This window comes from Marinomonas sargassi, assembly GCF_025716875.1.
Taxonomy (GTDB): Bacteria; Pseudomonadota; Gammaproteobacteria; order Pseudomonadales; family Marinomonadaceae; genus Marinomonas; species Marinomonas sargassi.
In genome coordinates, this window is the sequence record NZ_JAOVZB010000002.1 from 164,879 (window position 1) to 187,730 (window position 22,852).

Below are 22,852 nucleotides of genomic sequence, written 5' to 3' on the forward strand. Positions count from 1 at the left end.
TTAAACACCGCATCAGCATTCAATTCACACAAGTACTTGGGTATGAATTCTTAGATTTCAAGTAGAAGACGAGCTGGGTCTTCTAGCAACTCTTTAATTGTTACCAAGAACTGTACGGCTTCTTTACCATCGATCATACGGTGGTCGTAAGAAAGTGCTAAGTACATCATTGGTTGGATAACAACTTGACCATTAACCGCCATCGGACGTTCTTGGATTTTATGCATACCCAAGATAGCTGTTTGTGGTGGGTTGATAATAGGAGTAGACATCAAAGAACCGAAAGTACCACCATTAGTAATAGTGAAAGTACCGCCTTGCATGTCATCCATACCCAACTTACCGTCACGACCGCGAAGAGCGAAGTCCATGATAGTAGATTCAACGTCAGCAAGCCCCATTGCTTCAGTGTTGCGAAGAACAGGAACCATCAGACCACGGTCTGTTGATACAGCAACACCGATATCTTGGTAACCATGGTAAACCATGTCGTTACCATCGATAGATGCGTTTACTGCTGGGAAGCGTTTAAGTGCTTCAGTTGCTGCTTTAACAAAGAAAGACATGAAACCAAGCTTAGTGCCGTTGTGGGTCTTCATGAACTGGTCTTTGTACTTCTTACGGATTTCCATAACAGGACCCATGTTAACTTCGTTGTATGTCGTTAACATTGCCGCTGTTTGTTGTGCTTCTACAAGACGTTTCGCGATAGTGGCACGTAGACGTGTCATTGGAACACGCTTCTCAACTCGACCATCTGCACCAAGTGCAGGTGTCGCCGCTGCTACAGGAGCCGCTTTCGTTGCTGCTGGAGCAGGCGCTGCCGCTTTGCTCTTCGCTGCTGCATCTACGTCTTCTTTAGTGATGCGACCACCTTTGCCAGTACCTTTCACTTGCGCAACAGTCAAACCAGCTTCTGCTAATGCTTTACGAGCTGCAGGACCTGCAACACCGTCTTCGTCATCAGATTCTGCTGCTGGAGCCGCTTCCGCTGCAGGCGCTGCTGCAGAACCAGATGCGCCAACTAAGAAAGTAGCAAGGACTTCATCACTTAATACGGTTTCGCCTTCCGCTTTCGCTACTGCGCCAATAACGCCATCAGCAGGAGCTACCACTTCAAGAACAACCTTGTCTGTTTCGATGTCAACAATGTGCTCATCACGTGAACAAGCTTCACCTGGCTGCTTGTACCAAGTTGCTACTGTGCCATCCGCTACAGACTCAGGGAAAGTAGGTGTTTTGATTTCAACAGATTCTGTTGCTGCAGCTGGAGCCGCCGCCGGAGCTTCTGCAGGTGCAGACGCTGCTGCCGCGCCAGATTCAAACATAGCTAGGACTTCGTCGCTTAATACAACATCGCCTTCGCCTTTTAAAATATCTTTAAGAACGCCATCAGCAGGTGCAACAACTTCTAAGACAACTTTATCTGTCTCGATGTCGACAATGTGCTCATCACGTGCGCAGGCTTCACCTGGCTGCTTGTACCAAGTAGCAACGGTGCCGTCTGCTACAGATTCTGGAAAAGTAGGTGCTTTAATTTCAATGCTCATTTTATACCCTTATATCTCTAACAGGCGATGGTACTAACCAACTAATGCGTCGTTGACCAGTGCTTCTTGCTCTTCAACATGGATTGACATGTAACCCGCTGCAGGTGCTGCAGACGAAATTCGACCCGCAAAGCGGATTTTCAATTCAGGGAACAGTTTTTCCAATACTCTATTCATGCGGTGACGGTTAGAATGCCAAGCGCCTTGGTTTTTCGGCTCTTCTTGACACCAAACTAGGCTTTCAACATTTTTATACTGTTCCAATACAGACTCAAGATCTGCATATGGGAACGGGTATAGTTGTTCCAAACGTACCACGACAACATCATCTTTCTTCAGCTCTTCACGACGATTAATTAGGTCGTAATATACTTTACCGCTACACAGGACGATGCGTTTTACTTTATCTGCAGCAATGCTTTCTGATGAATCAGGCAATACTGTTTTAAAGCTTCCTTCAGACAAATCTTCTAATGTTGAAGTTGCTTGCTTGTGACGCAACAAACTCTTAGGAGATAAGATAATCAGAGGACGACGCATTGGTCGAATCGCCTGACGACGAATGATATGGAAGATTTGCGACGGTGTTGTAGGAACACATACTTGAATATTGTATTCCGCACACAATTGCATGAAACGTTCTAAACGTGCAGACGAATGTTCTGGACCTTGCCCTTCATAACCATGAGGAAGCAACATAGTAAGGCCACATAGACGCCCCCACTTATGCTCACCACTGGTAATAAATTGGTCAATTACTACCTGTGCACCATTGGCAAAATCACCAAATTGCGCTTCCCAGATAACCAAACCTTTAGGAGATGTACTTGCATAACCATATTCGAAAGCAAGAACCGCTTCTTCTGAAAGGTAAGAATCATAAAGGTCTAAGGTTGGCTGATCCGCAGATAAGTTTTTCAGAGGAATGTAAGACTCGCCGTCTTTTTGACTGTGAATAACCGCGTGACGATGGGAGAAAGTACCACGCCCAGAGTCTTGCCCTGTAATACGGATTGGGTAACCTTCTTCAAGCAAGGAAGCAAAAGCCAAAGTCTCTGCATAACCCCAGTTTAAAGGAAGCGCACCTGCTGTCATTTTATCGCGGTCTTGATAAATCTTCGAAACCTGACGCTGAACAACAATACCATCAGGAATGTTTGTTAGCTTTTTCGCTGTTTCTTGTAGCTTAGCCAATGGGTAACGAGTATCACCTGCATCAGTCCACTCAACGCCTAGGTAAGGTTTCCAATCAACAAAAGAGCCAGTCTGAGATTCAAGCACGAGGCTTTTGGCAACGTGGCGACCATTATCCAGATCTTCACGGTTTTCATTAACCAGCTTATCCGCTTCGGCTTGAGACAACACACCTTCAGCGACCAAACGTTCAGCATACAAAGTACGAGTCGTTTTAAGTTTGTTGATGATGCCGTACATCAATGGCTGTGTACCAGACGGTTCGTCCGTTTCATTATGACCACGACGACGGTAACAAACCATATCAATAACAACGTCACGACCAAACTCATAACGGTAATCAAGAGCAAGTTGAGTAACAAACAATACAGCTTCTGGATCATCACCGTTAACATGAAAAATAGGTGCTTGAATAATTTTCGCTACATCAGTTGCATATTCAGTAGAACGAGAATCTTCTTGGCGGTTTGTTGTAAAACCAACTTGGTTATTGATGACGATATGAACAGTACCACCTGTACGGTAAGCACGTGTTTGAGACATCTGGAATGTCTCCATCACCACACCCTGACCTGCAAAGGCAGCATCACCGTGAATAGAGATAGGAACAACTGTTTTACCTGAATCATCTAGGCGACGATCTTGTCGAGCCCTTACAGAGCCTTCTACTACAGGTGAAACGATTTCAAGGTGGGATGGGTTAAACGCTAGAGCGATATGAACTTCGCCACCAGCCGTCATCACATTTGAAGAGAAACCTTGGTGGTATTTAACATCACCAGATGTGTTAACAAGTTTCTTACCTTCAAACTCATCAAATAAGTCTTTCGGGTTCTTACCTAGCGTGTTCACAAGAACGTTTAATCGACCACGGTGAGCCATGCCGATAACCACTTCTTTGGCCCCTAGGGTACCAGAGCGCTGGATCAGTTCATTCACCATTGGAATTAAACTTTCACCACCTTCAAGACCAAAACGTTTTGCTCCTGGATAGCGACTTGCTAAGTATTTTTCTAAACCTTCAGCAGCGGTTAAACGCTCTAACAGCGCTTCACGTGTTTCTTTTGAATATTTAGGACGAGAACGAACCGATTCAACACGTTGTTGTAACCATGCTTTTTCTTGCGTATCAACGATATGCATGAACTCATAGCCAATCGTGTCACAGTAGGTTTTCTCTAAGTCAGCAATAATTTCGCTTAACTTCATATTGTCTTTATTGAAAAACAAAGAACCAACACTGAAAGGTGTATCTAAATCTGCACCTGTTAGCTGGTGATAACTTAGATCTAAATCTGCAACTTTCTCGCGTTTCTGTAGTCCAAGCGGGTCAAGGGAGGCATGTTGATGACCACGAACACGATAAGCATCAATCAACTGTACAACGTTGATTTGCTTTTGTTCATGGTCAGAGCCAATAGCAGGACCGGCTGATGCGGGCATAGAACGAAATTTATTTTTACCAATTTCTAAAAATTGCTCGCGGACAACTGAGTGTGGTAGATCAGTTGATTGCGCTTCGCTAATGCGAGGCAATTGATCAAAACATTTACGCCATTCTTCCGAAACTGAGTTCGGATCAACAAGGTAGCTTTCAAAGAGATCTTCCACATATTCCAAGTTGCCACCTGAAAAGTGTGAAGTGCCCCACAGCAACTCCATTAAACTTTCGTGCATTCTCGATCACCCTTATATTCGAGCCAACTATAGATATAACGACTGAGATCTATTAAGTCAGATCATTCGTATATTAGACTCGTAAGGCTTAAAGCCTCGATTTTTTTATTTACTTACAGCTTATTTCGACCTTATGTGTTCAATACTAAGTAACTGAGACTATCTATTAATTAGATACCCTGAATCCATTTTCACTAAGCCAGTCACTTTTCTTAGCACATCCTTATTCACAAAGGCCAAATTTTAAATTCTATAATAATGCATGGTCCATATAGAGGGTATACACATGCAAAAATGGCGGCATTGAATCTTTGTTCAAGCCGCCTACTTTTATTGGTCAATTAACAAATTTTTCATTGAAGACCATTACGAGCATCTATTAAGTCGCTCTTTGCAAAAGCATTGTACGGATATTACCAATTGCCTTAGTTGGATTAAGACCTTTAGGGCATACATTGACACAATTCATAATACCATGGCAACGGAAAACACTAAATGGGTCGTCTAAATCACTAAGACGCTCTTGGGTTGAAGTATCACGACTATCAGCCAAGAAACGATATGCTTGCAACAAACCAGAAGGTCCTATGAATTTATCTGGATTCCACCAGAAAGAAGGACAAGCTGTTGAACAACAAGCACATAGGATACATTCATAAAGCCCATCTAGCTTTTCACGCTCTTCAGGACTTTGCAAGCGCTCAATTGCCGGCGGAGTATCTTCGTTCAACAAGTACGGACGAATCTTCTCGTACTGTTTATAGAATTGCGCCATATCCACAACCAAGTCACGAACAACAGGTAAGCCTGGTAAAGGACGCAAAATCAACTTACCGTTTTTAGACGCTTCCGATACTGTCGTAATACACGCCAAGCCGTTTTTGCCTGACATATTCATACCATCTGAACCACACACACCTTCACGACAAGAGCGACGGTATGAAATACTTGGGTCTTCAGCTTTTAATAAATTTAAAACATCCAGAACCATCAGGTCTTTACCTTCTGGTAACTCAATGTTGTAGTCCTGCATATAAGGAGCATCGTCCTTCTCAGGATTGTAGCGATAAATACTAACTAACATTTTCAAAACTCCTTAGTAGGAACGGACTTTAGGCGGGAAAGCGTCCATTGTTTTAGGCGCAAAGTTTACATCTCGCTTAGTCACTTTCTTGTCCGCTGGATGGAATAATGAATGCTTCAACCAATTTTCATCATCACGTTCAGTAAAGTCATTTCGAGCGTGCGCTCCACGACTTTCTTTACGGAATTCTGCTGGTATCGCAGTCGCTTCTGCAACTTCTAGCAAGTTTTCAAGTTCAAGCGCTTCGATACGCGCCGTGTTGAATGCTTCACTCTTATCTTCAAGGTGTAGATTCTCAACACGTGTACGAATTTCTGCTAGCTGAGACAAGCCTTTTTGCATTGCATCACCGTCACGGAATACACCGAAGTAAAGCTGCATAACCTTCTGAAGATCAGCACGAACAGCAGCAACACTTTCACCACCTGTGGATGCATTCAAACGATTCAAACGAGACAAAGCTTGCTCAACATTAGTATCGTCAGCATCAAGGGAGTCAAAACCTTCATCTAGGGACTTTTTAACCTGAATACCTACAGAACGGCCAAATACAACCAAATCAAGTAATGAGTTACCACCTAGGCGGTTAGCACCGTGTACAGATACACAAGCCGCTTCACCACAAGCATATAAACCATCAATAATAACGTCTTCGCCCGCTTCATTCATAGCCAGCGCTTGACCACCAACATTCGTTGGAATACCACCCATCATATAGTGACAAGTAGGAATAACAGGAATTGGCTCTTTCACTGGATCAACGTGCGCAAAGGTACGAGACAACTCAAGAATACCAGGCAAACGTTTATTAAGCGTTTCTTCACCCAAGTGATCCAATTTAAGCAATACGTGGTCACCATCCGGACCACAACCACGACCTTCAAGAATCTCAAGGACCATTGAACGCGCTACCACGTCACGACCTGCAAGGTCTTTTGCGTTTGGCGCATAACGCTCCATAAAGCGCTCACCGTCTTTATTGATTAGATAACCACCTTCACCACGGCAACCTTCTGTTACCAAGGTACCAGCACCGTAAATACCAGTTGGGTGGAATTGCCACATTTCCATATCCTGCATAGGGAAACCAGCACGTAACGCCATACCAACACCATCACCTGTATTGATGTGAGCATTGGTTGTTGATTGATAGATACGACCCGCACCACCTGTTGCAATAACAGTCGCTTTCGCTTTTAGGTAAACGGTTTCACCTGTTTCGATACAAATAGCGATCACACCAACAACAGCGTCTTCATTATTTTTAACTAAATCTGTCGCATACCACTCATTGAAGAAAGTAGTACCGCCTTTTAAGTTACCTTGATAAAGGGTATGCAATAACGCATGTCCTGTACGGTCAGCCGCAGCACATGTACGAGCAGCCTGACCACCTTTACCGAAATCTTTAGACTGACCACCAAATGGGCGCTGATAAATACGACCTTGATCAGTACGAGAGAAAGGCAACCCCATATGCTCTAGTTCAAAAACGGCCTGAGGACCTACAGAACACATGTACTCAATAGCATCCTGATCACCGATGTAATCAGAACCTTTCACCGTGTCATACATGTGCCAACGCCAATCGTCATTAGGATCATCACTGGCAATCGCACAAGTAATACCACCTTGAGCAGATACTGTATGTGAACGAGTTGGAAATACTTTTGTTACACAAGCTGTATTCAACCCTGATTCTGTCAATTGAAGAGCTGCACGCATGCCCGCGCCACCGCCTCCAATAACAATGGCATCGAATGATATCGTACGAATATTTGCCATTACTTAATAATCCCCAAATAACTTCAACGTTCCACACAATGTAAATCACACTGCTAGAGCGCATACTGACTGAAAGAAAAAACCTGCAATTATGAATCTATGAAGCCAGCTTGATCTGCCAACAATCAAGGATCCAAAATGCATACCTATAAATCAAATACCATTAATGAAAATAACTTCACCTTTGCTACCTAATGACAAAAAGCTCCACCGCTTATGCTCATAATCAAAATAGACAATCGGTTAACCATTAATGGCGTTAGTACTTAAGTCCAGCAAATCGGTAAAAACACGACGCATTGACATATTAGTACAAAACCGTTTTTCACTTACCGTCTCATAAACCAAAATACAAAATAAAGGCGACTATCCTTTATTTACCTTTAAAATAAAGGCGGTACGAAAACTTCGGAGGCTAATTATAGACCAGCAAAAAATATTAAGACAAATAGACAAGAGCAGAGGTTTTCAATGATCGCCATTCAGTAAATGAATGTAGGCATAAGCCAAAACAATAATGGTACAAAATTACAACCCAACAAAAACAACGAAAAAACCAAAAATCCCTATAAATCATACACTTAATAGTTAAATCCAAATCCAAAAAAAACATTAAGCCTAAATTTTTGTTAGTTTCTTACAAAATATGTTCTTTAAAATCATCTCAAGTCATAATTATCAAGATTGACTTTTGTACTACATAAACAGTATTTTTTCCGCACCTTCTAGAACTAAAGAGGCACTTTAAGACCTCTAAGCACTAGAAACAGAATACGAAGGAGACCATAAATGGCTGATAAAAAAGCAACACTTACAGTGGACGGGATCGATAAAACCATCGAACTCCCTGTTCTTTCAGGTACACTAGGTGCGGATGTTGTAGACGTTCGTAGCTTAGGCTCACAAGGTGTTTTCACTTACGATCCAGGCTTTATGTCTACTGGCTCATGCGAATCATCTATAACTTATATAGATGGTGAAGCAGGTGTGCTTTTACACCGTGGCTATCCAATTGCTCAACTCGCTGAGCACTCAGATTACCTAGAAACTTGTTACTTATTGCTTTATGGAGAACTTCCTAGCAAAGAAGAAAAAGTAGAATTTGTTAAGACGGTTAAAAATCACACAATGATTAACCAGTCTATGCACAAATTCATCGAAGGCTTTAGAAATGACGCCCATCCAATGGCTATTATGTGTGGCTTAGTAGGTGCATTATCTGCTTTCTATCAAGATCAAATGGATATCAGCAACCCTAGACATCGCGAAATCGCAGCATTCCGTTTGATTTCCAAAATGCCTACACTTGCAGCTACATGCTACAAGTACTCTAAAGATCAGCCTGTTATGCATCCTCGTAACGACTTATCTTACGCAGAAAACTTCTTATACATGATGTTTGGAACACCATGTGAAGAATACAAAGTGAACCCAGTATTTGCGAAAGCAATGGACAAGATCTTTATTCTTCACGCTGATCACGAACAAAACGCATCTACTTCTACAGTACGTTTAGCGGGTTCTTCTGGTGCCAATCCATTTGCATGTATTGCTTCTGGTATCGCGACACTTTGGGGGCCTGCTCACGGTGGTGCAAACGAAGCTGTATTGACTATGCTTGAAGAAATCGGTGATGTCGAAAACATCGATAAGTTCGTAGCTAAAGCAAAAGATAAGAGCGATCCTTTCCGCCTAATGGGCTTTGGCCATCGCGTTTACAAGAACTTCGACCCACGTGCAAAAGTTATGCGTGAGACTTGTGATGAAGTACTTGCTGAGTTGGGTATGTCTAACGACCCTCTTCTCAAAATTGCTAAGCGCCTTGAACAAATCGCCCTTGAAGACCCTTACTTCATTGAGCGTAAGCTTTACCCTAACGTTGACTTCTACTCTGGCATCATCATGAAAGCGATTGGCATACCAACAAGTATGTTTACAGTGATTTTCGCTATGTCTAGAACGATTGGTTGGATCACTCACTGGAACGAAATGATCAGTGGGCCTTACAAGATTGGTCGTCCTCGTCAGCTTTATGTTGGTAAGCCTCAGCGCGATTACCCAAGCGATAAATAAAGCTCGCAACAGATCAAAAAAAACCGCATTTAATATGCGGTTTTTTTTGATCTAATTAATGCTCAAATCATTCTTCACTTTCATCAATTTCGGTAACGGTAGATTGGCCACACTTCAAGCATTCACCTTCTATCCATACACGATCTTTACTCTCATACTCTTTGGGATTCTTCATCCCAAGGTCCACTTCAGCACAGTTATTACACCAAGTCTGCTGCAATAGGTCTTCTTGAACTTCTAAGGGTCTTGAGAAGAAGTCACGTTCTATCACTTCTTCCTCTAAAAAATCACTCATTTAATCTCCCCAACGTATTGATAAGCTATCAAATTATTATCTTCAACTTCTCTGGTGGATGGCGACTCTCTTACCAATAAACGATTCAATGAAATGCCATTAAGAAGCCTTTCTTTATCTCCATTCACTTCGAGCGAGAATCTAACGTTTTCACCGCTAATCTGTGCAAGATTAACACTTTTAACCACACCTAAAGCTTCTAAGTAAGATTGCGTCTCTCTCATAATGGCGTAATCACTAACGCCAGATACTTGGACATCAAGAACATTAATGGAGTCTGACGAGCGAACCGCGGCATACCGAGAAGACAAAACTTTTGCAATGTGCACACTAGCCAAACCCAGCACATCATTCAGTGTATCACCGCTCAAATCAAACCTTTCGGTCTCACCATTTTTCAATAAAACCAGTAAACCGCCAGATACTTTACCGACATAATTACTGATCTTTAACGCTGCTACAGCATCTGTCTGATAACGTTCACTGGCTTTTAATATACTGTCTTCAAAAAAGCCCCACACATCTGTCGTCGATATAGTGCGTTGATCCTCATCATCTAACAATGGTGCATATACGGGCAATCCAATAGCACCGGAAGCGCGAGCCAAGATGTTAAGAGCTTCTGACGGCGCTTTCGTTCCTGACAAAGACCTTAGACCATTATCCTCATTCACTAGCCAAACAAGGGAAGATGGGCGATCACTCCCCCATACAGGCAAATTATTCTTTGACAAAAACTCATCTATAGAAGCCTCATAAAAAGCGACGCGTACCTGTTTACCAGCAACCAACTCGCCGTTTGACATCAAAAGTTCACTCAAAGAGGCCACTGAATGTTGAGCCACCCAAGTAGGCGCTTTAGACTTGGCTTCTTTTAGTAAGTCTGCAGAAATTGCTACTTTATCCCCTGAGACCTTGACTAAAACCGACTCCACTGCCAAGCCAAACGCTTTTGTTAATATTTTATCTTCAGGTTCCGATGCCGGCAGTTTAATTTCTGCCTCATAAAGCCCAATTACAGGAACCGCATTCGATAATGAAGCCCCAAAAACACACATAAATAGTAAAAATATACGAAAATTCATAGCCCTTCCTTCGATTATTTCCCTATTCTACTGTCTTAATAGCAAAGAACCATAGCCCTTAAATATTACTATGCTAAAATGCCCACTTTCTCCGTACCATGATAAGGCATAGGCAATGACCAAGTCGAACAAACCATCAATTAGTTATAAAGACGCTGGCGTAGATATTAATGCTGGCAACCAACTTGTTGAACGTATTAAAGGCGTAAGCAAAAAAACCCGTCGTCCAGAAGTAATGGGAGGCCTAGGAGGTTTTGGAGCTTTAACTCGTCTGCCAACAAAATACAAAAATCCAATTCTTGTTTCTGGCACAGATGGTGTCGGAACAAAGTTACGCTTAGCGATGGATTTGAATCAACACGACACTATTGGTATCGATCTTGTTGCCATGTGTGTTAACGATTTGGTAGTGGCTGGCGCTGAACCGCTTTTGTTCCTAGATTACTACGCGACAGGCAAACTAGATATTGATGTTGCTGTTGATGTTGTTGCTGGTATAGGCGAAGGGTGTTCACAAGCAGGTTGTGCTCTTGTTGGTGGCGAAACAGCTGAAATGCCTGGCATGTACCACGATGGCGATTATGATCTTGCAGGCTTCTGTGTAGGCGTTGTTGAAGAAGCAGACATTATTGACGGCACTAAAGTGAAAGCTGGCGATAAACTGATCGCATTAGGCTCTTCTGGCCCTCACTCTAACGGCTACTCTTTAATAAGAAAAATCTTGGAAGTCAGTAAAGCAGACTTAGATCAAGAGATTGCAGGCACACCATTAAAAGACGCATTAATGGAGCCAACTCGTATTTACGTAAAATCCATTTTGAAATTAATGGAAAGCATTTCAGTAAACGCACTGGCACACATCACTGGTGGCGGTCTGTTAGAAAATATCCCTCGTGTATTACCTGAATCTGCAGCAGCAAAAATTGATGCTGATAGCTGGAAACGCCCCGCGGTTTTTGATTGGCTTCAAGAACAAGGTAATGTGGAACAAGAAGAAATGTATCGCGTTCTAAACTGCGGTGTAGGCATGGTGCTAGCGATTGACGCTGAAAAAGCAGAACAAGCTTTAGAAATTCTGAAAGCAGAAGGCGAAGAAGCTTGGATCATTGGCGAAATCTGCCCACGCGAAGGTGATAAAGAGGTTCTAATCTCAGACCTTGAGGCCCAAGCATGAGTTTCCCCGTCGTTGTCCTAATTTCTGGCAGCGGCAGCAACTTGCAAGCTTTAATAGATCAAAGCTTGCAAGGTAAGCTGGATATTAATATCTCTGCGGTCATTAGCAATAAAGCCCAAGCCTATGGCTTGGAGCGCGCTAAAGCAGCCAATATTGATACTCATGTTTTAGACCATAAAGCATTTTCTAGCCGTGAAGAATTCGACAAAAAGCTACAAGACATTATCGACACTTACCAACCTAAGTTGGTGATTCTTGCTGGCTTCATGAGAATACTGACCGAGGGCTTTACCAAGCATTTTGAAGGCAAGATGTTAAACATACACCCTTCCCTGTTACCAAAATACAAAGGTCTAGATACACACCAAAGAGCAATCGATAACAATGAAAAGGAACATGGCGTTTCAGTTCATTTTGTCAGCCCTGAACTAGACGCTGGTGCCGTTATTCTTCAAGCCTCAACAGCAATTGAAGAAGGGGAAACAGCAGAGTCATTAGCGGCCAAAGTGCATTCCTTAGAGCATATAATCTACCCTTTATCCGTTAAATGGTTCAGTGAAAATAGACTTTCTTACGAATCAGGCAAAGCGTATTTTGATAGCTCACCACTTCCAGAAACGGGTATTCGTTACCATAACGACTTGAAGTAATTAAGGAGATAGTATGGCAGCGCTTAAAATTTCCATAATAGCATTTGGTATATTTTTGAGCTGCCATACTAGCCTCTCTCATGCGTCTAATGCGCAGAAAACCGCCTTCCTTCCTAACTACACAGCCACTTACAGCACCCTTTGGAAAAAAGGCATCAGCTTAAAAGTAAAAGGCACACAAACCCTAAAGAAGAAATCTGAATCTTTATGGGTATTTACCTTTTCAGCTAAGAACTTCTTTGCCTCTCTTTATGAATCCTCCTCATTTCAAGTTACTGAAGGGCAAATAATCCCACAAGAATATGAATACAAAAGCTCTGTTTTCGGTAAGAAAAAAACAGCTCTTCTTACTTTTAACTGGGACAAAAACATTGTCCGTAATGACATTAAAAACAAGCCTTGGAATCTTTCAATCCAGCCAGACACTTTAGATAAGCTGTCGGTGCAATTACAGATCCGCCAAGACCTAAAAAACCAAAAAGACATTCTTGATTATCAAATCGCCGATGGTGGCCGCATCAAAAACTGGACGTTCGAGCAACAGGGAACAGAGAAGGTAAGTACAAAAATAGGCGACATATCCGCTATCAAAGTCATGAGAACGGATAATTTGCACAAAGGTAAACAGACTTTTTTTTGGTTCGCACCAAAATACGATTACTTATTAGTAAAGCTTGAACACAAAGAAGATAAAGAGCTTTACCAACTCAATATAGAGTCTTTAAAGTAACAACAAGCACCTTAATACAACTGCTCTAGCGTATTCACGTTCAATAGCTCTTCTTCGTTTTCCCATAATACCGGTTGATAGCTAAACGAATCATAGAAAGCCATCACACTAAAGCGCTCGCTCTGCTCAAAAAACGTCACAAGTGCTTTCAACGCAGAATCAACAGGTAAAATTGCATGAAGCGGATGCTTTCCAGAAGAAGTGGATAAAAAGTGAATATATTCAGGGGAGTTCTTACAGGCTTGCTGCAATGCTTCAAATGCCTGACAACTAATAAGAGGCGTATCGCAGGGTGAAATAATTAAGTGAGTGCTAGAAGCAGACTTAAGGCAAGAAAATAGGCCTGATAAGGGCCCTTTACCTGAGGCCTCGCAAGCATCTTCAATTACCTTAAAACCAAGCGAGGCATAGTCACTAATATTTCTGTTGGCATTAATACAAAGAGATTCAGCACATGGCCGTAAGGCATGAGCTACATAGGAGACCATAGGCTTGCCTTGATAAAGCAACAAGCCTTTGTCTTGTCGCCCCATTCGCTCACCTTGCCCCCCTGATAGAATGGCCGCTGAACAGGAGTCAAAAATCATTTGAGTAGCTGTAGGTCACGCTTTGACCAGATTTCATCTGCCAACAATAAACATTCCTCATGGGAAGATACGCCGTATACTAAACCAGCCACAGAGGCGAGGGTCTGACGCACAGCTTGCTCACCAAACTGATCGATATGTTCTCCACTCCAGTGATCCGTCAAACGAGAAAAATCTAGATTATCCTTTAATCTCTTATGCTCTTTCTCGGCCTTTGACCAGCTGGCCGCGTTAGACTCGCCGTTTTGCCATTTCAATAAAGTCACATCACGCTCTGGATTCACCTCAGCTTCACCATTGCCACCACGGAACACTAATACAGAAGCGTCCTTAAGTTGCTCACTCGCTTCTATGTGTAAGGTATCGTAACCTGGGTGAAAGACACCGTGGACACTGTGCTTCGCTGAGAAAGGGTTCATCATTCGAACCACAGTATTTACTGGGGAACGCAGCCCAAGGGTGTATTTTAAATCCATCATTTCACTAAGCTTCGAATCGATATCTTCTAATGCAATATAGGAAAATAGGTGCTTATCAAGTGCCTCTTGCACATCATCGAAAGTATGGCAAAGCGGCAGTTTAAAAGCTTGAATTACCTGCTCAACAAAGATTCGATTCTCTTCTTTAAAAGCGTGGCCGTGCATGGCAACTCTAACGCCATTGTTAGCCAAGGCTAGCGCAGCTAATAAGAACCAAGGCAATTCATTTCGCTTGCCTGCATAAGCAGGCCAATCCAAATCAACCTCGATGTTTACATCTTTCTTAGTTGCTAAAAATTCTCGTGTCGCACTTGTAAAACCAACCGTTTCTTCAACGGTTTCTTCACGAATACGTATTAACATCCAAAAAGCCCCTAACTGTTCTGGTTCAACATCGCCAGAAAGTATGAGAGACATGGCATGGTGGGCTTCACTTACTGTTAGGGTTCGAGACCCTTTTTTTCCTCGACCTAATATTTTTACATATTGGGTAAACGCATTACTCATACTGCAAGATCCGCCTTAATAGGTATAAATTGTTTTAGCTCGGGTATACAGGACCCACAATTGGTGCCGCATTTTAAGCTATTTCCTAAGCCTTCAACAGAATCCACGCCTTCAGCAATGGCTTTTTCTATCTGTTTAGAGCCAATTTGGAAACAAGAACAAACAATCTCACCTTTATCTTCAACATTAGAAGGAATACCAACCAATATAGCCATTCTATCTAGGTCTGTTAGTGGCTCAGATTTAACGAGCTTAGACTCTAACCAATCACACGAAATAGACTCTGGTTTAGGGTGCAAATACGCAGCAACGGTAAGTTTATGATCTACCACATTTGCTAACCTAACCTGATGAGTTGTCGGGTTAGTGTATTCTAGCCACTCTCCTCCATCTTCCTCTTTATTCAACATAGACTGAATTGAATCAACACTTTGGCCTTCAGGGCAAACCACTTCGTAATGATAACCTTCGTCCGATGGCACCAGACACCAATAAATAAAATCGAGATTCGACAATGGCTTGGCAGATATAATTAATCCATATGACACATCATTAACTGCCTCGACTTTCACTTGTGCATGCTTTGATTCTGGTTGACCAGATAAAGGGTCAAAAACTTGAGGTATCAAGTTAGATACTACGGCTGAATTGGCAAATTGCTGTGTCCAATGGATAGGTGAAAACACATTACCCGGTGCAACACCTTGGCTAATTTTTGCTTTCAACAAGGCTTCGCCAACCGAAGAAATCAAACGAACTAAGGATTTATCTCCAATCCCTAACATTTTGGCATCTTTCGGGTGTATTTCTACATAAGGCTGATCCGTATGCTTTGTTAATAAAGCCGAATCCCCCGTTCTAGTCATGGTATGCCACTGGTCTCGTACTCGACCAGTATTGAAGGTAAAAGGCCACTCAGAAGAAGCTTTGTTAATAGGCAGTTGTGGTGTGATGGGAATAAACTTGGCTTTTTTATCCGGTGTGAAAAAGCGTCCATCTTCAAACATACGCTTGGTTCCCTCTGGTCGCCCTTTCGGTACAGGCCATTGAACAGGAACTAAAGCATCGTATTCTTCTTTACTCATTTGGCTAAAGTGACCAATATCAAAATCACGCTTACCATTATTTTCGAAAGCAGACAGTGCCGCATGTTCAACAAAAATCTCATTAACACTACGGTATGAAAAAGCCGACTGATAGCCAAGGCGTTTAGCTACCTCACAGATCGCCCACCAGTCATGCTGAGCTTCACCCGGTGCAGGCAATAAACCACGTTGGCGAGAAATTCTGCGTTCCGAGTTTGTCACTGTTCCATCTTTTTCACTCCAACCTGTCGCTGGCAATAGAACATCACCCATGGCCGTAGTATCAGTGTGGGCTTTACAGTCACTGACGATAACCAATTCACACTTTTCAAGCGCTCGCCTAACTTGTGCAGTATCTGGCAAACTCACCATAGGATTTGTGGACATAATCCAGATAACTTTAATTTTACCTTCTTCAACAGCTTGAAACATGTCAACCGCTTTCAAGCCATTTTCAGTCGCCATATTCGGTGCTTGCCAAAAACGCTGTACTAATTTTTGCGCTCCCGGTGTTGCAAAATCCATATGTGCAGCCAGTTGATTTGCTAAGCCACCCACTTCTCGGCCACCCATAGCATTAGGCTGGCCTGTTATAGAAAACGGTCCCGCACCTTCTTTACCGATTCGGCCAGTAGCAAGGTGGCAGTTAATAATCGCGTTGCACTTATCCACGCCAGATGAAGACTGATTCACACCTTGTGAATAAAAACTAATGGATTTATCTGTTGCAAGCCACAAGCGAGCAAGCTGCTCTAAGCTCTCTTCACTTACACCACAAAACTCAGCCGCTGAAGACAGGTCTGGAGTGACTTCTAGGGCTTTATCTAGAGTGCCTTGGAAACCATTGGTGTGTTCTGTAATAAAGTCTGTATCGAGAATATTTTCAGCAGCTGATCGTTGCAGCAAATAAGAGAACACAGCTGCATCCGTACCGGGTGTGATGGCTAAATGCAGATCGGCAATATCACACGTTGCTGTCTCACGAGGGTCAATCACCACCACTTTCATATTAGGGCGCTGCTTCTTAGCTTCAACAATACGCTGGAACAATATAGGGTGAGTCCAAGCAGCATTAGAGCCAATCATAATCAAAAGATCACACAGCTCTAAATCTTCATAATTACAGGGCACTGTATCGGAGCCAAACGCTCGCTTATAACCCACCACGGCTGACGCCATGCAAAGTCGAGAGTTGGTATCAACATTTGCCGTACCAATAAAGCCTTTCGCTAGCTTATTAGCGACATAATAATCTTCTGTAAGAATCTGCCCCGAAAGATAAAAAGCAAAAGCATCTGGGCCATGGTCTTTGACCACTTGAGATATTTTTTCACTGACCGAATCCAGTGCGGAGTCCCAGCTTACCTGCTTACCGTCTACGATAGGCGTTAGGAGCCTATCATCCGATTTGAGGGTACTGGCAAGACTACTGCCTTTTACACAAAGACGACCAAAGTTAGCAGGGTGATCTATATCACCCGAAACTGGCGGCACAGGTTCAGATTGAGAAGAAGGCACCGTTACCTTAACCCCACACCCTACACCACAATATGGGCAAGTCGTTTTTGTAGTTGTTGCTGACATGATTCTTCCTCAAACTATGTTCAAAAACAAAAAAAGCCCAATCGCTTTCAAAGAAAGCGATTGGGCTTCGTTGCCTTTTGGAATATCTATATGCTGTGTGTGCAAACCTTCGTCGGCTTGCTATGCATAATTTAATTATATACCAAGCAATAAACAAGCCAATAAAAACAGTTAAAACATATAAAAATAATCCTTATATATCAATATGTTAAAAAAACCAATGAGGCCTATTTTTCTCCATCTAACTCTAATGCACCAATAAGGCACAAAAAGAGCTTTGTGCCTTACCAAATCCACATATTAACTCTCTGCTATATAAACGTTTTCACCTTCTAATTTGGCTTGCCACGAAGGAATAGTCACATCGTCTTCTAAGCACTTACCAGATGAAAGAACAAAGTGTTGCTTATATAGAGGGCTAGCAACTGTCCATTCACCTTGAAGGTGCGCAACTAAACCACGAGATAAAACATTTGCTTTACCAAACGGGTCCCAATTACTAATCGCAAAGATCTGACTTTCCGCTTCAGGTACGTAGAAAAGCGCTACTTGCTGACCATTTACCATGGCAGCGACTCCAGCACCCTTAACAAGATCACTCTGCTTACACACTAATTTCCACTGCATTGTCATCTTATTTAACCCACCTTCGCTATCAAATTTTGCTTTTCTTCTTCTGTTGCTGGGCGTATCTGATCACGCTCTTCAACAAACACAACATTCTCATCTTCACCATCATAGTTAACAAACTGACGGAATGTTTTTAGTGCCTCTGGATCTTCAAGAGTTGTTTTCCACTCACACTGGAATGTATCAACAACATAATCCATAGCCGCATCCAACTCGCTACACATACCGAGTTTGTCTTCGATGACCACTTCTTGAAGGTATTCCAAACCACCTTCTAGGCCGTCCATCCATACAGAAGTACGCTGTAAACGATCGGCTGTTTTTGTGTAGAACATAAGGACACGGTCGATGTACTTGATCAAAGTTTCACGATCAAGGTCAGTAGCGAACAAGTCACCATGACGAGGCTTCATTCCACCGTTACCACACACATACAGGTTCCAACCACCTTCCGTTGCAATAACACCAATATCTTTACTTTGAGCCTCAGCACATTCACGAGTACAGCCAGAAACCGCAAACTTAATTTTATGAGGTGAACGTAACCCCTTATAACGGTTCTCAAGGTCGACAGCCATTGTCATACTGTCATCAACACCAAAGCGACACCATGTACTACCAACACAAGATTTAACGGTACGTAGTGATTTACCGTAGGCTTGACCCGTCTCAAAGCCAGCATTTACCAACTTTGTCCAAATTTCAGGAAGCTGGGGTAAGGTTGCACCAAATAAGTCGATACGCTGACCGCCCGTGATTTTAGTGTACAGCTTGTACTCTTTAGCAACTTCTCCCAGAACAATAAGTTTTTCTGGCGTTATTTCACCACCTGGAATACGAGGTACGATGGAGTAAGTTCCATCTTTTTGCATATTACCTAGGAAACGGTCATTGGTATCCTGCAAAACAATATGCTCTTTTTTCAATACATATTCGTTCCAAACAGATGCCAAAATCGAACCTACCGCTGGCTTACAAATCTCACAACCATGGCCTTTACCGTGCTTTTCTAACAGCTCAGCAAAGCTTTTAATTTCTTCAATTTTGATGATGTTGTACAAATCTTGACGAGTAAAAGCGAAATGTTCACAGATGTCTGTGCTCACTTCTACACCGAGTGACAATAATTCGTTATCAACAACATTTTTCAACAAGGCAGCACAACCACCACAGCCTGTAGCCGCTTTAGTAATGCCTTTCACATCACCAACGGACATAGCACCATTGGCTACGGCATCACTGATGTCTTGCTTAGTTACGTTGTGACAACTACAAATAGAGGCCGTTGCAGGTAATGCATCTGCACCCAATGCAGCAGGTGCCCCATCCATTGCAGGTAAGATCAAAGATTGCGGCTGTTCTGGAAGGTCCATCGCATTTAAGTAGTACTGCAGAAGCGTATCGTAGAAGCTGTTATCTCCAACTAAAACAGCACCTAGCAGCTTTTGACCGTCTTCTGAGACAACCATTTTACGGTAACTTTGTTGAATTTCATCTTGGTATACAAAGACTTTACAACCTTGAGATTTAGCGTGTGCATCGCCGATAGAACCTACATCACAGCCAAGAAGCTTCAGCTTAGTACTCATGTCAGCACCAGTGAATGAGATACTCTCATCGCCTAACAAGTGTCCTGCTGCTGCTTTCGCCATGGTATAACCCGGGGCAACCAAACCATAAATGCTGTTATTCCATAACGCACACTCACCTATCGCGTATACATTTTCATCGCTTGTCTGACAGTTATTGTTGATGGTAATACCACCACGCTCGCCCATTTCCAAACCAGACTGTTTTGCAAGAGCATCCTGTGGACGAATGCCTGCCGAGAATAAAATAAGGTCAGTTTCTAGGTGGGTGCCGTCAGCAAAGTTCATACGGTGGAACGAAGATTCACCATCCACAATTTCTTGTGTTGCAGTATCGGTATAAACCGTTACATCAAGACCTTCGATCATTTCTTTCAGTACGCTACCGCCTTTCTCATCAAGCTGCACAGGCATTAGACGTGGTGCGAACTCAACCACACTTGTTTCAAGGCCTAGATTTTTCAAGGCATTAGCTGCTTCTAAACCCAGTAAACCACCACCAACGACTGTACCTTTAGAGACTTGCTTTGCACAATCACGAATATCATCAAGGTCTTCTAATGTACGATACACAAATGTGTTATCACGCTTGTGACCTGGAATAGGAGGAACAAATGGATAAGAACCTGTTGCCAATACTAGCTTGTCATAAGAAACCGAATCACCGCTTTGCAAAAGAAGCTGCTTGTTATCGCGGTCGATTTCAGTCACTAGGCTGTTGGTAAAATATTGAACGCCATTATCATCGTATAAAGTACCGTCGGTCATTGCCAAGTCAGCAGCGCCTTTACCAGTAAAATATTCACTTAAATGAACTCGGTCATAAGCTAAGTGTGGCTCTTCGCCAAAAACGGTAATATGAAAATTCTCGTGGCCGCCCTTCTCAATAATTTGTTCTACAAAATGGTGGCCGACCATGCCATTACCCACAACAACAAGACGTGGTTTTTTGGTCGATAGAGGTGAATTAGCACTCATTTAGTTTCCCCTTGCTTTACTACGCAATATTCTCAAGCTTTATGCGACTTTAGAAAGACAATAAGCCTCACCAAAGACAAGCATATTGAGCATATCTGAGATATTGGTTTTATTTTGAATAAGCTGGAAATACCAGCTTCCATCGGCCACGTTGCCATATAGAATTGCGCCAACCAGTAAGCCGTCGTTGACTACCAGTTTGCGATAATGATTTGCTCCTACATCCTTGAAAAAGATGCATGAGTCTTCTTGAGTTGGTTCAATCCTTCCGACTGAAAAAAGATTTACACCAGAAACTTTTAATTTCGTTGGAGTTGGTTCAATAACGAAACGACCACCATTGCCGTTTAATTCGTTAATGAGTACTTTAATTTGATCCCATATTGGAGCAACTAAGCCAAATGTTTGCCCATCAAACTCACAGCACTCTCCCAAAGCATAAACGTCTTGGTGAGAGGTTTGCATCTTATCATCAACTAAAATAGCTTGCTGTACCTCTAGACCAGACACTTTTGCCAGTTCAACTTCAGGTACAATGCCCACTGCCATAACAACCAAGTTAGCATCTATTTTATCGCCACTTTTACAAATTGCATGGGTAACCACTCCGTTTTCGGACTGAATAAACTCTGTGGGCGAATCCTCTAGGCGGAATTCAATTCCCATTTGCTCCATGCGCTTTAATAAAAGGCTTGCAGATTCCTCATCCAGCTGCCGATTCAGCAACCATTCGGCAAGGTGGAAAACAGTCACTTTATGACCTTGTTTTACCAAGCCTACTGCTGCCTCTAAACCTAATAAACCACCACCAATCACACTGACCGATTGTTGGCCTGCAAGGTTTATCATTGCATCAACATCTTCCCATGTTCGAAACCCCATTACATTTGGGGCATCTGATCCGGGAATTGGCAACATTCTAGATCGAGAACCTGTGGCCATCACTAGCTTGTCATAGGAGACAATACGGCCACTTTCCAGACGAATACATTTCGCTTCTATATCTATATTGACGGCGCCATCACCGGAGATAATGTTCACGCCTTCATCTTGCATTTTGCTTGTATCAACTAAGGCCATTTCATCATTGGTGATGTTTTGAGCCAATAGCGACGACAACATGATGCGATTATAACCTACCTGAGCCTCTTCTCCGATCAAGGTTACAGAATAACGAGCATTTCCCTCCTGTATTAGGTCATGGGCAAGCTTACTGCCTGCCATGCCTGCACCAATAATAACAAGGTGTTCGCTGTCAGAAGGAAAACTATTAAGCACTCGCCTTCTCACCCTTATCAGATGCCTTAGCGTCTTTACCAGCAGCAATAGGCTCTACTTTACGCTGTTTCTCATACAAGAAGGTCAATACTTGAGCACGATAATCAACGTATTTAGGGTCACTTGCTAAAGCTAGACGGTCGCGAGGACGCTCCAGATCAACATGAAGGATTTCACCTACTGTCGCTGCTGGACCATTTGTCATCATCACAATTCGATCTGATAGCAGTACGGCTTCATCAACATCATGGGTGATCATAATGACCGTGTTATTTAGATCTTTTTGAATTTCCATCAAAGAGTCTTGCAGGTGCGCTCGTGTCAAAGCATCCAAGGCACCAAAAGGCTCATCCATTAATAGAACACTTGGTTCCATTGCCAATGCTCGAGCAATACCCACACGCTGTTTCATACCACCAGATATTTCATCTGGGCGCTTATCTGCTGCATGTGTCATATGCACCAACTCTAAGTTATGCATTATCCAATCATGCATTTCTTTTTTCGATTTAGTCTTATTAAAAACCTGCTTAACTGCAAGCTCTACATTCTGGTAAGAGGTCAACCAAGGCAATAGTGAATGGTTTTGAAAAACAACCGCTCGCTCAGGACCTGGACCTTGTATTTCTTTTCCATCTAACAGCACTCCACCTTCCGTTGCATCATATAAGCCAGCAACAATATTCAATACGGTGGATTTACCACAACCAGAGTGACCAATCAAAGAAACAAATTCACCCTTGTTAATCTTTAAACTCACATCATTCAGAGCGCGAAATGGCCCTTTTGGAGTAGGAAAATCAATAGAAACTTTACTAATATTAAGATGCGTTTGCAT

The 22,852-nt window shown here is 42.6% G+C and carries 17 protein-coding genes; 4 read left to right on the plus strand and 13 right to left on the minus strand.

Annotated features, from left to right (window positions below; all coding sequences use genetic code 11):
• Positions 1-50: 50 nt before the first annotated feature.
• The 4 genes from odhB to sdhA form a co-directional block, all read right to left on the minus strand.
• A complete protein-coding gene (gene odhB, locus OFY17_RS05290) occupies positions 51-1,550 on the minus strand; it encodes a 2-oxoglutarate dehydrogenase complex dihydrolipoyllysine-residue succinyltransferase (protein ID WP_263529679.1) in 1,500 nt (499 codons plus the stop codon).
• A gap of 33 nt (positions 1,551-1,583) precedes the next feature.
• Positions 1,584-4,421, minus strand: a complete 2,838-nt coding sequence (locus tag OFY17_RS05295; protein WP_263529680.1) for a 2-oxoglutarate dehydrogenase E1 component — start codon at positions 4,419-4,421, stop codon at positions 1,584-1,586.
• A gap of 379 nt (positions 4,422-4,800) precedes the next feature.
• On the minus strand, positions 4,801-5,505 hold the full coding sequence (locus OFY17_RS05300; protein ID WP_263529681.1) for a succinate dehydrogenase iron-sulfur subunit: 705 nt from the start codon (positions 5,503-5,505) through the stop codon (positions 4,801-4,803).
• A 12-nt stretch (positions 5,506-5,517) separates the two neighbouring features.
• A complete protein-coding gene (sdhA, locus tag OFY17_RS05305; protein ID WP_263529682.1) occupies positions 5,518-7,290 on the minus strand; it encodes a succinate dehydrogenase flavoprotein subunit in 1,773 nt (590 codons plus the stop codon).
• 789 nt (positions 7,291-8,079) lie between these two features.
• Here sdhA and gltA point away from each other — a divergent pair.
• Positions 8,080-9,363 carry a citrate synthase gene (gene gltA, locus OFY17_RS05310; RefSeq protein WP_263529683.1) on the plus strand — a complete coding sequence of 428 codons (1,284 nt, stop codon included), beginning with the start codon at positions 8,080-8,082 and terminating at the stop codon, positions 9,361-9,363.
• A 67-nt stretch (positions 9,364-9,430) separates the two neighbouring features.
• On the opposite strand, the gene OFY17_RS05315 is transcribed toward gltA, so the two are convergent.
• Complete coding sequence (locus tag OFY17_RS05315) at positions 9,431-9,658, minus strand: hypothetical protein (RefSeq protein WP_263529684.1); 228 nt, start codon at positions 9,656-9,658, stop codon at positions 9,431-9,433.
• On the minus strand, positions 9,655-10,743 hold the full coding sequence (locus OFY17_RS05320; RefSeq protein ID WP_263529685.1) for a DUF2066 domain-containing protein: 1,089 nt from the start codon (positions 10,741-10,743) through the stop codon (positions 9,655-9,657). The genes OFY17_RS05315 and OFY17_RS05320 overlap by 4 nt, the downstream gene beginning before the upstream one ends.
• Before the next feature lie 115 nt (positions 10,744-10,858).
• Between OFY17_RS05320 and purM the strand changes: the two genes are divergently transcribed.
• From purM to OFY17_RS05335, 3 genes are read left to right on the plus strand one after another with little or no spacing between them, the layout of a single operon-like run.
• Complete coding sequence (gene purM / locus OFY17_RS05325; protein WP_263529686.1) at positions 10,859-11,917, plus strand: phosphoribosylformylglycinamidine cyclo-ligase; 1,059 nt, start codon at positions 10,859-10,861, stop codon at positions 11,915-11,917.
• Positions 11,914-12,567: a phosphoribosylglycinamide formyltransferase gene (gene purN, locus OFY17_RS05330; protein ID WP_263529687.1), complete on the plus strand. Its 654-nt coding sequence runs from the start codon at positions 11,914-11,916 to the stop codon at positions 12,565-12,567. Before purM ends, purN begins: the two co-directional genes overlap by 4 nt.
• A 13-nt stretch (positions 12,568-12,580) precedes the next feature.
• On the plus strand, positions 12,581-13,297 hold the full coding sequence (locus tag OFY17_RS05335) for a DUF3108 domain-containing protein (RefSeq protein ID WP_263529688.1): 717 nt from the start codon (positions 12,581-12,583) through the stop codon (positions 13,295-13,297).
• An 11-nt stretch (positions 13,298-13,308) separates the two neighbouring features.
• Here the strand turns inward: OFY17_RS05335 and OFY17_RS05340 are convergent, their stop codons facing one another.
• The 7 genes from OFY17_RS05340 to OFY17_RS05370 form a co-directional block, all read right to left on the minus strand.
• Positions 13,309-13,884, minus strand: a complete 576-nt coding sequence (locus OFY17_RS05340; RefSeq protein WP_263529689.1) for a molybdenum cofactor guanylyltransferase — start codon at positions 13,882-13,884, stop codon at positions 13,309-13,311.
• Positions 13,881-14,870 (minus strand): glycosyl transferase family protein, encoded by a 990-nt coding sequence (locus OFY17_RS05345; RefSeq protein WP_263529690.1) that lies wholly within the window; start codon positions 14,868-14,870, stop codon positions 13,881-13,883. Before OFY17_RS05345 ends, OFY17_RS05340 begins: the two co-directional genes overlap by 4 nt.
• A complete protein-coding gene (locus OFY17_RS05350) occupies positions 14,867-17,539 on the minus strand; it encodes a nitrate reductase (protein ID WP_263529691.1) in 2,673 nt (890 codons plus the stop codon). Before OFY17_RS05350 ends, OFY17_RS05345 begins: the two co-directional genes overlap by 4 nt.
• Positions 17,540-17,839: 300 nt before the next feature.
• A complete protein-coding gene (gene nirD / locus OFY17_RS05355; RefSeq protein WP_263529692.1) occupies positions 17,840-18,172 on the minus strand; it encodes a nitrite reductase small subunit NirD in 333 nt (110 codons plus the stop codon).
• Positions 18,173-18,177: 5 nt separating this feature from the next.
• On the minus strand, positions 18,178-20,736 hold the full coding sequence (gene nirB / locus OFY17_RS05360) for a nitrite reductase large subunit NirB (protein ID WP_263529693.1): 2,559 nt from the start codon (positions 20,734-20,736) through the stop codon (positions 18,178-18,180).
• A gap of 39 nt (positions 20,737-20,775) precedes the next feature.
• The gene (locus tag OFY17_RS05365) at positions 20,776-22,014 is read right to left on the minus strand and encodes an NAD(P)/FAD-dependent oxidoreductase (RefSeq protein ID WP_263529694.1); all 1,239 of its coding nucleotides are present in this window, start codon (positions 22,012-22,014) and stop codon (positions 20,776-20,778) included.
• Positions 22,007-22,852 (minus strand): ABC transporter ATP-binding protein, encoded by an 846-nt coding sequence (locus tag OFY17_RS05370; RefSeq protein ID WP_263529695.1) that lies wholly within the window; start codon positions 22,850-22,852, stop codon positions 22,007-22,009. Before OFY17_RS05370 ends, OFY17_RS05365 begins: the two co-directional genes overlap by 8 nt.